The sequence below is a fragment of the Streptomyces sp. ICC4 genome, from assembly GCF_003287915.1.
Lineage (GTDB): Bacteria > Actinomycetota > Actinomycetes > Streptomycetales > Streptomycetaceae > Streptomyces > Streptomyces tritrimontium.
Genome location: NZ_CP030286.1, coordinates 806,452 through 819,090 on the forward strand (window position 1 = coordinate 806,452; position 12,639 = coordinate 819,090).

Genomic DNA, 12,639 nt, shown 5'->3' on the forward strand with positions numbered 1-12,639 from the left:
CCGGCGTCCCGAGTCTCGAGCCGTGCGCTCGCAACCCGGGGCGCCGAGCCGTGCGCGAGGGCCCGGGCCCGCCGTCTTCGGACGGCGGGGCCGGGCCCTTCGCGCATGCCGCGATACCCCAGACTGTGGGCATGTCCATTCACCAGAACCTCCTCGGGGGCCCCGCCCCCACCCACCTCCCCGACGAGCCGGGCCGCGCGGCCATCGCCGCCGGCACGCCCGCCGTCGAGGTGGCCGCCGCGCACCCGACCTCCTCCCTGGCCTGGGCCCTCCTCGCCGACGAGGCCTTCGAGGCCGGCCGCACGGTCGAGTCGTACGCGTACGCCCGCACGGGCTACCACCGCGGCCTCGACGCGCTGCGCCGCGCGGGCTGGAAGGGCCACGGCCCGGTGCCGTGGGAGCACGAGCCGAACCGCGGCTTCCTGCGCGCCCTGAACGCCCTGGCCCGCGCGGCCGGCGCGATCGAGGAGAAGGAGGAGTACGAGCGCTGCTCGACCTTCCTGCGCGACTCCTCCGAGACGGCCGCGGACGTCCTCGGCGCCTGACGCCGCACGCGGCCGGGCGGGTCCGGCGCCGGGCGGGGTCCTCGGACCCGTCCGGCCCGGCCCCGGTCGCCGGACGTGACGTACGCCACTCACTATTGAAGCCCTGCGGCACGACGGTCTTATGATGCGGACAGGGGACCGGAGCTCCACTCACCTCACCGGAAGGAGCGGACCGCTACCCGGAAGCACGTATCGAGGAGACAGCGATGTCGCACGCCCTTGATGCCTCCGGAGACGGCGGTTCGGACACCCCGAACCTCGACTTCGCCGGCACGACCCCCTACGAGGACTACGTCCAGGCGGACGTCCTCACCCACCTCCAGCACCTGCGCTCGGACGACCCGGGCGAGATGGTCTTCCTGGTCACCACCCAGGTCATGGAGCTGTGGTTCACGGTCATCGTCCACGAGTGGGAGACCGCCGCGCAGGCGCTCCGCGAGGACGACCTCCCCGTCGCGATGGACGCGCTGAAACGATCCCTCCGCGAGCTGGAGGCCCTGAACGCCTCCTGGCGCCCCCTCGCCCAGCTGACCCCGGGCCAGTTCAACTCGTACCGCGCCGCCCTCGGCGAGGGTTCCGGCTTCCAGTCGGCGATGTACCGCCGGATGGAGTTCCTGCTCGGCGAGAAGTCCGCCTCCATGCTGGTCCCGCACCGCGGCGCGCCGCGCGTCCACGCGGAGCTGGAGAAGGCCCTCCACGAGCCCAGCCTCTACGACGAGGTGCTGCGCCTGCTCGCCCGCCGCGGTCTGGCGGTCCCGGCCGACGTCCTCGACCGCGACCCGGCCCGGCGCCACGAGCCCTCGCCCGAGGTGGAGGCCGCCTGGACCTCCCTGTACGCGACCCCGGACGCCCACCCGGACCTGCACCGGCTCGGCGAGGTCCTGACGGACGTCGCGGAGCTGGTCTGGCGCTGGCGCAACGACCACCTGGTCGCCACCCGCCGCGCGATGGGCGCCAAGACGGGCACGGGCGGCTCGGCCGGCGTGACCTGGCTGGAGAAGCGGGCCACGAAGAACGTCTTCCCGGAGCTCTGGACGGCGCGCAGCCATGTCTGAGCCGACCCTGTCCGCCCGCGCCGAAGCCCTGGACGCGGCGGACCCCCTCGCCAAGCTCCGCGACCGCTTCACCCTCCCCGACGGCGTCGTCTACCTCGACGGCAACAGCCTCGGCGCCCTCCCGGCGGGCGTCGCGGCCCGCCTCGCGGAGGTCGTCACGGAGCAGTGGGGCGCCCGCCTCATCCGCTCCTGGACCGAGGGCGAAGCCAACTGGTGGAACGCCCCCGAGCGGGTCGGCGACCGGGTGGCCCCGCTGCTCGGCGCGGCCCCCGGCCAGGTGGTCGTCGGCGACTCCACCAGCGTCAACCTGTTCAAGGCCCTGGTCGGCGCGGCCCGCCTCGCCGCGCCCGGCCGCGTCGAGATGCTCGTGGACGCCGCCACCTTCCCCACCGACGGCTACATCGCCGAATCGGCGGCCCGGATGACGGGCCTGCGGGTCGTCCCGGTGGACCCGGCCCGGGCGGCGGAGGCGATGACGGCCGACACCGCCGTCGTCCTCCTCAACCACGCCGACTACCGCACCGGGCGCCTGCACGACCTCCCGGCCCTGACCGCCGCCGCCCACGCGGCGGGCGCGGTCATCGTCTGGGACCTGTGCCACACGGCCGGCGCCCTGCCCGTCGACCTCGACGCGCACGGGGTGGACCTCGCGGTCGGATGCTCGTACAAGTACCTCAACGGCGGCCCCGGCGCCCCCGCGTACCTGTACATCGCCGCCCGCCACCAGGCCGCCTTCGACTCCCCGCTGCCCGGCTGGAACGGCCACGCGGAGCCGTTCGCGATGACCCCGTCCTACGAGGCGGCGCCCGGCGTGGTCCGGGGCCGGGTCGGGACGCCCGACATCCTCTCCCTGCTCGCCCTGGAGGCCGCCCTCGACGCCTGGGACGGGGTCGCGGTCGAGGACGTCCGGGCGAAGTCGCTCGCGCTGACCGACTTCTTCCTCGAGTGCGTGGCGGCGTACGTCCCCGACGGCAGGGTCGAACTCGTCACCCCCACCGGGCACGGGCAGCGGGCCAGCCAGGTCTCCCTGCGGACGGAGAACGCGGCCGAGGTCATGCGCGAGCTCATATCCCGGGGCGTGATCGGGGACTTCCGGGCCCCCGACATCCTGCGCTTCGGCTTCACCCCGCTGTACGTCGGTTTCGCCGACGCGGAGCGCGCGGCCCGCACGTTGGGTCACATTTTCGGGTGACCTGGTAGCACCAGGTAGCGAAACGTCACATCAGCGCGCGGGCGGGGCTTCGGCCCCGCCCGCGCCCATATCCGCCCGGCCCGCCACGGATGGGCCCGTTCCAGCCTGATACGGTCCCGCTCTGCCGGGTACACCGGAACATCTGTCCCCCCTGTCCCATGCGTTACCGGAGGTTGAGCCGATGACGGACCCCGCAGTCGAACGGGACGCCGCCGAGGCCGCCTCGGCCTTCTCTCATCCGCCGGTCGCCCCCGACGCCACGGCGGCCTACGGGGAACACCCCGACCAGATCGTCGACTTCTACGCCCCGCGCGGCGAAAGGGCCGACGGCTCCGCCCGGTCCGCCCCGCTGGTGGTCGTCCTGCACGGCGGCGCCTGGCGCGCCCCGTACGACCGCCACCACATCACCCCCTTCGCTGACTTCCTGGCCCGCCGGGGTTTCGCCGTCGCCAACGTCGAGTACCGGCGCGGCAGTTCCCTGCCCCACCAGGACGCGGCCGGCCCCGTCGCGGGCCGCTGGCCGGAGACCTTCGACGACGTGGCCGCCGCGATGGACGCCCTGCCGGACCTGGCCGCCGCCGCCCTGCCGCAGGCCGACCCCCGGCGCACGGTGCTGACCGGCCACTCGGCGGGCGGCCACCTCGCCCTGTGGGCCGCGGCCCGGCACGTGCTCCCGCCGGACGCCCCGGCCGGCTGGCGGCTGCCGTCCCCGCCGCTGCTGCGCGGGGTGGTGGCGCTGGCCCCCATCGCGGACTTCGCGGTGGCGCAGGAGCTCGGGGTGTGCGGCGGAGCTTCGGCGCAACTGCTCGGCGGCGAGGCCGTCTTCGCCGAGCGCCGCCCATACGCCGACCCGGCGGCGCTGCTCCCGACGGGCATCGCGACGGCGGTGGTCCAGGGCCGTGGCGACATCGTGGTCCCGGAGGCGGTGTCCGAGGCGTACGTGGCGGCGGCCGCGCGGGCGGGGGAGACGGTGGGCCTGACCCTGCTGGACGGTGTCGGCCACTTCCCGCTCATCGACCCGGCGGCGGACGCGTGCGCGGTGGTCGCGGAGGAGCTCTCGCAGCTGGCCTGGTAGGGCCGGCGGACGCCTGGCGAACCGGCCAGTCGGGGACGTATCCGGGCCAACTCCCCCCGCCTCGTGGATACCCGGGTGATCATGCCCGGCCGGGTCTGTACGCTGAGCGGGATTTCATCCTGAGCGTGTTCAAAAAATGGGGGGCCGGTGCGCAATCGCCGTCTCGTAATGTCCGCTGCCGCCATCGTCACGGCGGCCGGAGCAGGACTCATACCGGTCACGGCCCACGCGGCCGATCCGGTCAAGCCGGGCGTCCACAAGGTGGCCTCGCCCGCCATCAGCGACCTGGACAAGGCCTCGGCCGGGTTCCAGACCTTCACCAGCCCCAAGGACCGCACGGTCCGCAAGCCCCTGAACGCCGCCAAGGGCGCCGCCGTGGCCGCGCAGGCCGCGGAGGGCAACCCCGACCTCGGCATCGTGCTGGAGGCCAAGGCCGTCTCCGCGCACGGTTTCGCGCTGACGACCACGGTCAACAGCGCGAACGCCTCGCTCAACGTCGTCATCGACTGGGGCGACGGGCAGAGCGACCAGGCCGACCCGTACGGCTCGGCGGTGCTCCAGCACACGCACGCGTACGCGAAGCTCGGCGAGTACAACGTCAAGATCACGGTGAAGGACCCGGTGAACAACGCCGAGGTCTCCAACGTGCTCGAGGTGCAGACCGCGGGCTCGGACTTCACCCCGTACGGGCCGACCCGCCTGCTGGACACCCGTAACGGCACGGGCGCCGCGAAGGCCAAGGTGGCCCCGTACGCCACGTCCCGCGTGAAGATCGCCGGCAACGGCAAGATCCCCGAGGGCGTCACCGCGGTGGCCCTCAACCTCACCGTCACCAACGCCACCAGTGCGGGCCACGTGACGGCCTTCCCCTCGGGCGGCGAGCGCCCGACCACCTCGAACGTCAACTTCGAGGCCGGTCAGACCGTGCCGAACCTGGTGATCGTGCCGGTCGGCAAGGACGGCTACGTCGAGCTGTACAACGGCGGCTGGGAGCCGGTCGACCTGCTCGCGGACGTCACCGGCTACTTCGGCCGCAAGGCCGCGAGCGGCTACACGCCGAGGGACCCCGCCCGCATCGTCGACACCCGCTCGGGCATCGGCACCCAGCGCGGCCAGCTGGCCGGACAGGGCTCCTTCAAGATCCAGATGCCTGCCGGGCTCCACACGGCCATCGCGCTCAACGTGACGGTCACCAATCCGCGCGAGGACGGCCACCTGACCGCCTACCCGAGCGACCAGTCGGCGCCCACCACCTCGAACGTGAACTTCAAGACCGGGCAGACCGTCGCCAACTCGGTGATCGTGCCGGTCGCGGCCGACGGCTCGGTCACCATCCGCAACGGCGCCTGGCAGCCGACCGACGTGGTCGTCGACCTCGTCGGCACCTACGGCAAGGACAGCTCCGGCTCCTTCGTGCCGCTCAAGAAGCCGGCGCGGTGGCTCGACACCCGCGCCTGGGGCAAGGGCCAGGCGCCCGCGCGCGGCTACGTCTCCAGCCACTTCTCCCCGGGGGAGGAGGGCATCGCGGGCTACGTGCTGAACACCACGGTCACCAACACCGTCGGCGACGGCTTCCTGTCGGTCGCGCCGGACCCGAACACCGCGGAGGACTACGCGAACGGGACGAACCGCTGGCCCGACCGGCCGGTCGCCTCCACGCTGAACTGGACGGCGGGCAAGACCGTCCCGAACCTGGTCCAGGCGAGCTCCGGGAACACCGGAATCGTCGACTTCTGGAACCAGGGCTGGGAGGACGCCGACCTGATCGTCGACATCTTCGGCTATTACGAGACCAAGTAGCCGATCCCGTCCGCGCCCCGGGACCGGCCGTAAGGCCTGGTCACGGGGTGCGGGAGGGGAGCGGTATGTCCCTCTGTACGCTGAGCACACTTTCGAACCGGTTCAGGTGTTCAGCAGAAAAAGGGGGGGCCGGTGCGCAATCACCGACTCATGTTTTCCGCCGCTCTCATCGCGGCGGGCGTAGGCCTCGTACCGAGCGCGGCCCAGGCCGATCCGGTCACGTCCGACGGCCGCTCGGTCGCCGTTCCCGATGTGGACGCGGACTTCGACAAGGCCCTGGAAGGCGCCAAGAAGACCTTCTCCAGCCCGGCGGACCGCACGGTCCGCACGACGCTGCCCGCCGCCAAGGGGATGGCGGCCGCGCAGTCGGCGGACGCGGGCAACCCGGACCTGAAGGTCGAGCTCGACGGCTTCAGCAACTCCGCGCTCGGCGCCTGGCTGTCGGTCGCCGTGCAGAGCGCCGACGTGCCGCTCACGGTCACCATCGCCTGGGGCGACGGGACCGAGGACGTGGTCCAGACGACGGGCAGCCTGGCGGAGAACTACCACCACGTCTACAAGAAGAGCGGCGCGTACACCGCCAAGGTCACCGTGAAGGACGCCGCCAACAAGGTGGAGGCGTTCAACCAGCTCGCCGTCACGCTGATGGGCTCGGACTTCACCCCGCACGCCCCCACCCGCCTGCTGGACACCCGCTCCGGGACGGGCGCGGCGAAGACCAAGGTCGGCGCGCGCAGCAGCGTACGCGTGAAGATCGCCCAGAACGCGCAGATCCCGCAGGGCGCCACCGCGGTCGCCCTCAACGTCACGGTCACCAACACGACCGAGGCCGGGCACGTCACCGTCTTCCCCGGCAAGGGCTCCGAGCGTCCGGACACGTCGAACGTCAACTACACCGCCGGCCAGTCCGTCCCGAACCTGGTGATCGTGCCGGTCGGCGAGGACGGCTACGTGGAGCTGTTCAACGGCGGCTGGCAGCCGATCGACCTGATCGCGGACGTGACCGGGTACTTCACCCAGAGCGCCGCGAGCGGCTACACCTCGCTGGCCCCGACCCGCTTCGTCGACAGCCGCAGCGGCCTGGGCACCGCCAAGGGCCAGGTCCCCGGCTACGGGACCTTCTCCACCCAGATCAACGGCCTGGGCGGGGTCCCGCAGACCGCCACCGCCGTCGCCCTCAACGTGACCGTCACCAACCCGCGCGAGGCCGGCCACCTGACGGCCTTCCCGAGCGGCGGCGCGGTGCCCAGCACGTCCAACCTGAACTTCACCGCCGGCCAGACCGTCGCCAACTCGGTGATCGTGCCGGTCGGCCCCGACGGGAAGATCAGCGTCCGCAACGGCAGCTGGCTGGGCGCCGACGTCATCGTCGACGTCGTCGGCTACTACAGCCCGGAGAGCAAGGCCGCGTTCGTCCCCTTCGAGCCGGGCCGCATCTTCGACAGCCGGGACCCGGAGTACGGCCCCGTGGGCCCGGCGCCGGCCCGCGCCTACCTGCGCATGCAGATCTCGGACGGGGAGGGCGTGGAGGGCTACGTCCTGAACACGACGGTCACCAACCCGACCGACACCGGCTTCCTCTCGGTCTCCCCGGACCCGAACGCGTGGGAGGACTACGAGAACGGCACCGCGGAGGAGCCCCAGCGCCCCGTCTCCTCCACGCTGAACTGGACCCCGGGCCAGACGGTCCCGAACCTGGTGCAGGCGAGCGCCGGCGAGCACGGGGTCGTGGACTTCTGGAACCAGAGCTTCGGCACCGCGGACCTGATCGTCGACATGTTCGGCTACTACGGCTCCAACTGACGGGCATCCCCGCCTGAAACGCCGGAAGGTCCCGCCCGATCCCACGATCGGCCGGGACCTTCATCGTGTTCGCTTCCGAGCCTTTCCGGCCGCCGGATCTGGCCGGAAAGGGGTTATGTACGCTGACCTGGCTTTCGAACTTGATCGACTGCCGAACGAAAATAGGGGGCCGGTGCGCAATCGCCGACTCGTAGTTTCCGCTGCCCTGGTGGCGGCGGGTGTGGGGCTCGTACCCGGGACGGCTCAGGCGGCGGGTCCCGCCGCTCCCGCCGCCCACGGGGTGGCCGCACCCGGAACGACCGCGGACCGGGCCGGGGGGCCCACGTCCGAGACCTTCCACAGCGCCGGCGACCGTACGGTCGTCACGCCGTCGGCCGGCGCCGAGACCGGGAAGGGCGCGAGCGCGCGGGCGCAGGGCGCGGCCGGCCAGGCCGCCCCCGTGATCGAGCTGGACGCCTACGCCGTCAGCGCGCACAAGATCGACTTGGTGACCGCCGTCACGGGTGCGGGCGCCGATCTCGATGTCACCGTCTCCTGGGGTGACGGCGTCACGGAGAACCCCACCGCCTCCGGCGGGGACCACCGCAACCTCGTCCACACGTACGCCGAGGTCGGCGCGTACACCGTCACGGTCACGGTGAAGGACACCAAGAACAACGTCCAGGCCGTGAACCAGATCGAGGTCGTGACGGCGGGTGGCGAGTTCACCCCGGTCGCACCCGCCCGGCTGCTGGACACCCGCGCGGGCATCGGCGGGGCGAAGGCCAAGGTCGGCGGTCGGGGCAGCGTGTCCCTGAAGATCGGCGGCACCGGCGCGATTCCCGCGGGGGTCACCGCCGTGGTCCTCAACGTCACGGTCACCAACACCACCGAGGCGGGCCACATCGCGGTCCAGCCCGGCCGGGACTACGTCGATCCCGAGACGTCGAACCTCAACTACACCGCGGGCCAGAGCGTCCCGAACCTGGTCATCGTGCAGGTCAAGGACGGCTGGGTGCACCTGGTCAACGGGGGCTGGGCCCCGGTCGACCTGATCGCGGACGTCACCGGCTACTTCACCGCGTCCTCGGCCAGCGGCTACACCACGCTGTCCCCGGTCCGTGCCGTCGACACCCGCTCGGGCCTGGGCGCGCCGAAGGGCCAGGTCGCCGGGCAGGCGAACCTCGGCGTCACGGTCGCCGACCGCAACGGTGTCCCGAAGGGCGCCACCGCCGTGGCGCTCAACCTGACCGTCACGAACCCGAAGGAAGCCGGTCACCTGACCGTCTACCCCGGCGGGCAGCAGGCGCCGTCCACGTCCAGCGTGAACTTCGCCGCCGGCCAGACCGTCGCCAACTCGGTGATCGTGCCGGTCGGCCCCGACGGGAAGATCGTCGTCCGCAACGGCAGCTGGCAGCCCGCGGACGTGGTGATCGACGTCGTCGGCTACTACAGCCCCGACAGCCAGGCGGCGTTGTGGCCGATCGGGCCGTACCGGCTGATCGACACCCGCGAGGACACCTGGTACCGCAAGGCCGGGCCGGTGGCGGCCCGCGAGTACCTCCCGCTGCCGCTCATGGGCGACTCGGCCTCGCCCGTCGACGGCTGGGCACTGAACGTCACGGTCACCAACACGCGCGACGTGGGCTTCCTGTCGGTGTCCCCGGACCCGAACACCTGGCCCGACTACCAGAAGGGCACGCAGGTCACACCGGCCCGGCCCGTCTCCTCGTCCCTGAACTGGACGGCCGGCCAGACCGTCCCGAACCTGGTCCAGACGTCCGGTGGCAAGGGTGACGTCATCGACTTCTGGAACCAGGGCTGGCAGTCCGTCGACGTGGTCGTCGACAGCCTCGGGATCTACCAGAAGGACTGATCCGCCCGGCCGGTGAGCACCGGACACACGGAAGGGGCGGTGCGCACCGTACGGTGCGCACCGCCCCTCCCGATTGCCTCGTGCCTAGAGGAACGAGTTGATCTCGATCGTCTCGGTGCGGCCGGGGCCGACGCCGATCGCGGAGATCGGGGCGCCCGACATCTCCTCGAGGGCCTTGACGTACGCCTGGGCGTTCTTCGGGAGGTCCGCGAAGGTCTTGGCCTTGGTGATGTCCTCGGACCAGCCGGGGAAGTTCTCGTAGATCGGCTTCGCGTGGTGGAAGTCCGTCTGCGAGTACGGGAGCTCCTCGACGCGCTTGCCGTCGATCTCGTACGCGACGCAGACCGGGATCTCCTCCCAGCCGGTCAGCACGTCCAGCTTGGTGAGGAAGAAGTCCGTCAGGCCGTTGACGCGGGTCGCGTAGCGGGCGATCGGGGCGTCGAACCAGCCGCAGCGGCGGTCGCGGCCGGTGGTCACACCGCGCTCGCCGCCGATGCGGCGCAGGGCCTCGCCGTCCGCGTCGAACAGCTCGGTCGGGAACGGGCCGGCGCCGACGCGGGTCGTGTACGCCTTCAGGATGCCGATGACGCGGCTGATCTTCGTCGGGCCGACGCCGGCGCCGGTGCAGGCGCCACCGGCGGTCGGGTTGGACGAGGTGACGAAGGGGTACGTGCCGTGGTCGACGTCGAGCAGCGTGCCCTGGCCGCCCTCGAAGAGCACGACCTTGTCCTCGTCGAGCGCGTTGTTGATGATCAGGGTGGTGTCGGCGACGTACTGCTTGATCTGCTCCGCGTACCCGAGGAGCTCTTCGACGATCTGCGCCGACTCGATCGCACGGCGGTTGTACAGCTTCGTGAGGAGCTGGTTCTTGCCCTCGAGCGCCGCTTCGACCTTCTGGGTGAGGATCGACTCGTCGTAGAGGTCCTGGATCCGGATGCCGACGCGGTTGATCTTGTCCGCGTAGGTCGGTCCGATGCCGCGGCCGGTCGTACCGATCTTGCGCTTGCCGAGGAAGCGCTCGCCGACCTTGTCGAGGGTGACGTTGTACGGCGTGATCACGTGCGCGTTGCCGCTGACCAGCAGCTTGGAGGTATCGATGCCGCGCTCGTTCAGGCCGCGCAGCTCGGAGAGCAGGACGGCCGGGTCGATGACGACACCGTTGCCGATGACCGGGGTGCATCCGGGGGAGAGGATGCCGGAAGGGAGAAGGTGCAGCGCGTACTTCTGGTCGCCCACGACGACCGTGTGGCCGGCGTTGTTGCCGCCCTGATAGCGCACTACATAGTCAACGGATCCACCGAGCAGGTCGGTGGCCTTTCCCTTGCCCTCGTCACCCCACTGAGCTCCGAGCAGCACAAGAGCGGGCACAGGCGTACACCTCTTCCGGATGGGGCATGTCCAAGGTCAGGGGGCGTACGACGATGTACACCGCAGGCTGAGCCGTCGGACCGGTACCCCGGAATAGACGAAGGCCCTGGCGCAATAGCGCAAGGGCCTCTTGCACAAAGATGCTACCCGAGGAAGGACCGAGGTGTCGGCTCCAGAGCCCACCATGAGCCATGCGGGCGCGCCGGTAGGCGGCCTGCTCGTGCTCGTCGACCCGGTCGCCCGCCGTCTTGACGGCGAGTCCGTGCGAATCGCGAAAGATGTCCTGTCAGCCGGAGCCGCGGCGAAAATCTGCCTCCCGGACTCGCAGGAGGAGTTTGCGCGGGCCTTGGCCCGCCGGGGCCATCGCCGGCCGGTGATCGTGGGCGACGACCGGGCGCTCGTGCGGGCCGTCGGTCTGCTGCACCGGGAGCGGGCGCTCTCCGAGGGGGCCGTTTCGCTGATTCCCGTGGGGCCCGCGGGGTCACTCGGACTGGCGAGGCGCCTCGGCGTGCCGCTTTCGGCCGTGTCGGCCGCCCGCGCGGTCCTGGACGGGACCGTCGGCATGCGGGACCTCCTCGTCGACGACAGCGACGGGGTGGTGCTGGGCGGGGTCGCGATCCCGCCCGTCCGGGCCGTGCCGCGGCCGTCCGGGCCGTCGGTGTGGAGCGCGTACCGCTCGCTGGTCCGCACGCTGGTGCGCCCGCCGGGGGCGGGGTCCGCGGCTACGGGCGGCCACCGGCTGCGCGTGGAGGCCGACGGGGTGCTCCTGGCGGACGTGGACCGGCTGGTGGAGGACGTCTGCGTGTCGGCGCGGGAGGGCGACGGGCTGGCGGACGTCGTGGTGCGGCTGGGCGCGGGAGAGGGCCCGGACGGGGGGTCCGTGGTGCGCGCGCGGGCGGCCGCCGTGACCGTGTCCGGGGCGGACTTCCGCTACCGGGCCGACGCGGCCGTCACCGGTCCGGTCCGGCGCCGTACGTGGACCTTGTGCCCGGCGGCGTGGGGCCTGACACTGCCGTTGCAGCGCTGAGCGGCCCGGGGGCCGGTGCGCGGCGGAGGAGGCGGAAGCGGTGGTGCACCAGCCTGGTCCGGGCCGGCTCCACGAGGTGGACGGGCCCGGGCCCCCGGACGAGGCGGCCGTCCGCGACGCGCTCGGCGACTGGCGCCAGGACGCCACGCTGATCTGCGTGCTGCCGGCGCTGTGCTGGCCCGCGCTGATCGGGGCGCTGGTGACCCGCCCCGCGCCGCTTCAGGCGGTACTGCTGGGGCTGCTGTGCCTCCCGGTGCTCTTCGCGCTCCGGGAGCTGTACGCCGCCCGGCGCGTGTCCCGCATCCTGCGGACCCAGGGGCTGCGCTGGACCCCGTACGAGGCGCGGGTGCTGCGGGGGAGCGGGCCGGCGCCGCTGCTCGTCCTCGACGGCGGCCGCCACGTGCTGACCCTGGGGCCGCTCGGCCGGCGGGTGCTGTCGCCGCGGGCCCGGCCCCGCACGGATCCGGCCCCGGCGCCGTCGGCCCTCGCGCCCCCGTCGGCGGAGTGCTGGGTGTGGCTGGCCGGGGATCCGGGCCCGGGGGCCGTCGTCTGGGCCCCGCTCGCCCGCGAGCTGGGCCTGGCGCGCGCGCTTTGGCGGCGGGGCGCGGCCGTCAGCCTCGGGCGGCCGACTCGATGAGGTCGCAGACCGGGCCCGGGAGGGACGCCAGGGAGGCGTGGCTCGCGTCGAGCTCGACGGTCCTGCGGGGATCCATGCGGGCGGCCATGCGGCGCTCGTTGTCGGGGTGGATCATGCGGTCGGCGGTGGAGACCTGGTACCAGGACGGCTTCGCCCGCCAGGGGTCACGGCCATGACCAGGGCCTCTTCCGGGGTCAGGTCCTGCGCGAAGCTTGATCCACTGGCCGCCACGCCACTGACCGCCACGCCACTGCCCCTGCCGCCGCCGAGGGAGACGCTCGC

The 12,639-nt window shown here is 72.5% G+C and carries 11 protein-coding genes; 9 read left to right on the forward strand and 2 right to left on the reverse strand.

The window, feature by feature from the left end; genetic code table 11:
* Positions 1-131 precede the first annotated feature (131 nt).
* From DRB89_RS03720 to DRB89_RS03750, 7 genes are all read left to right on the forward strand, one after another.
* The gene (locus DRB89_RS03720; protein WP_112446239.1) at positions 132-545 is read left to right on the forward strand and encodes a DUF3151 domain-containing protein; all 414 of its coding nucleotides are present in this window, start codon (positions 132-134) and stop codon (positions 543-545) included.
* Positions 546-751: 206 nt separating this feature from the next.
* Positions 752-1,600, forward strand: coding sequence for a tryptophan 2,3-dioxygenase family protein (locus DRB89_RS03725; protein WP_112446240.1), 849 nt, complete (start codon positions 752-754; stop codon positions 1,598-1,600).
* Entirely contained in the window at positions 1,593-2,792 is a 1,200-nt protein-coding gene (gene kynU, locus DRB89_RS03730) for a kynureninase (RefSeq protein WP_112446241.1), read from the forward strand. The genes DRB89_RS03725 and kynU overlap by 8 nt, the downstream gene beginning before the upstream one ends.
* A gap of 181 nt (positions 2,793-2,973) precedes the next feature.
* On the forward strand, positions 2,974-3,867 hold the full coding sequence (locus tag DRB89_RS03735; protein ID WP_112446242.1) for an alpha/beta hydrolase: 894 nt from the start codon (positions 2,974-2,976) through the stop codon (positions 3,865-3,867).
* Positions 3,868-4,035: 168 nt separating this feature from the next.
* Complete coding sequence (locus tag DRB89_RS03740) at positions 4,036-5,667, forward strand: hypothetical protein (RefSeq protein ID WP_112446243.1); 1,632 nt, start codon at positions 4,036-4,038, stop codon at positions 5,665-5,667.
* A gap of 150 nt (positions 5,668-5,817) precedes the next feature.
* Positions 5,818-7,470, forward strand: a complete 1,653-nt coding sequence (locus DRB89_RS03745; protein WP_112446244.1) for a hypothetical protein — start codon at positions 5,818-5,820, stop codon at positions 7,468-7,470.
* Positions 7,471-7,642: 172 nt separating this feature from the next.
* The gene (locus DRB89_RS03750; RefSeq protein WP_162688458.1) at positions 7,643-9,325 is read left to right on the forward strand and encodes a PKD domain-containing protein; all 1,683 of its coding nucleotides are present in this window, start codon (positions 7,643-7,645) and stop codon (positions 9,323-9,325) included.
* A gap of 84 nt (positions 9,326-9,409) precedes the next feature.
* On the opposite strand, the gene DRB89_RS03755 is transcribed toward DRB89_RS03750, so the two are convergent.
* The gene (locus tag DRB89_RS03755; protein WP_112446246.1) at positions 9,410-10,693 is read right to left on the reverse strand and encodes an adenylosuccinate synthase; all 1,284 of its coding nucleotides are present in this window, start codon (positions 10,691-10,693) and stop codon (positions 9,410-9,412) included.
* Between the two features lie 184 nt (positions 10,694-10,877).
* On the opposite strand from DRB89_RS03755, the gene DRB89_RS03760 reads away from it, so the two are divergent.
* Together DRB89_RS03760 and DRB89_RS03765 are read left to right on the forward strand one after the other, a co-directional pair.
* Positions 10,878-11,720, forward strand: a complete 843-nt coding sequence (locus DRB89_RS03760; RefSeq protein WP_112446247.1) for a diacylglycerol kinase — start codon at positions 10,878-10,880, stop codon at positions 11,718-11,720.
* A 40-nt stretch (positions 11,721-11,760) separates the two neighbouring features.
* Positions 11,761-12,357: a hypothetical protein gene (locus DRB89_RS03765; protein ID WP_112446248.1), complete on the forward strand. Its 597-nt coding sequence runs from the start codon at positions 11,761-11,763 to the stop codon at positions 12,355-12,357.
* Here DRB89_RS03765 and DRB89_RS44160 read toward each other — a convergent pair.
* Positions 12,332-12,472 (reverse strand): hypothetical protein, encoded by a 141-nt coding sequence (locus DRB89_RS44160; RefSeq protein WP_239516001.1) that lies wholly within the window; start codon positions 12,470-12,472, stop codon positions 12,332-12,334. The two genes, DRB89_RS03765 and DRB89_RS44160, sit on opposite strands and share 26 nt — an antisense overlap.
* Between the last annotated feature and the right edge of the window lie 167 nt (positions 12,473-12,639).

Coding starts and splice junctions, on each gene's coding strand:
- DRB89_RS03720 (WP_112446239.1), top strand. CDS start 132: ATGTCCATTCACCAGAACCTCCTCGGGGGCCCCGCCCCCACCCACCTC.
- DRB89_RS03725 (WP_112446240.1), top strand. CDS start 752: ATGTCGCACGCCCTTGATGCCTCCGGAGACGGCGGTTCGGACACCCCG.
- kynU (WP_112446241.1), top strand. CDS start 1,593: ATGTCTGAGCCGACCCTGTCCGCCCGCGCCGAAGCCCTGGACGCGGCG.
- DRB89_RS03735 (WP_112446242.1), top strand. CDS start 2,974: ATGACGGACCCCGCAGTCGAACGGGACGCCGCCGAGGCCGCCTCGGCC.
- DRB89_RS03740 (WP_112446243.1), top strand. CDS start 4,036: ATGTCCGCTGCCGCCATCGTCACGGCGGCCGGAGCAGGACTCATACCG.
- DRB89_RS03745 (WP_112446244.1), top strand. CDS start 5,818: ATGTTTTCCGCCGCTCTCATCGCGGCGGGCGTAGGCCTCGTACCGAGC.
- DRB89_RS03760 (WP_112446247.1), top strand. CDS start 10,878: ATGAGCCATGCGGGCGCGCCGGTAGGCGGCCTGCTCGTGCTCGTCGAC.
- DRB89_RS44160 (WP_239516001.1), bottom strand. CDS start 12,472: ATGATCCACCCCGACAACGAGCGCCGCATGGCCGCCCGCATGGATCCC.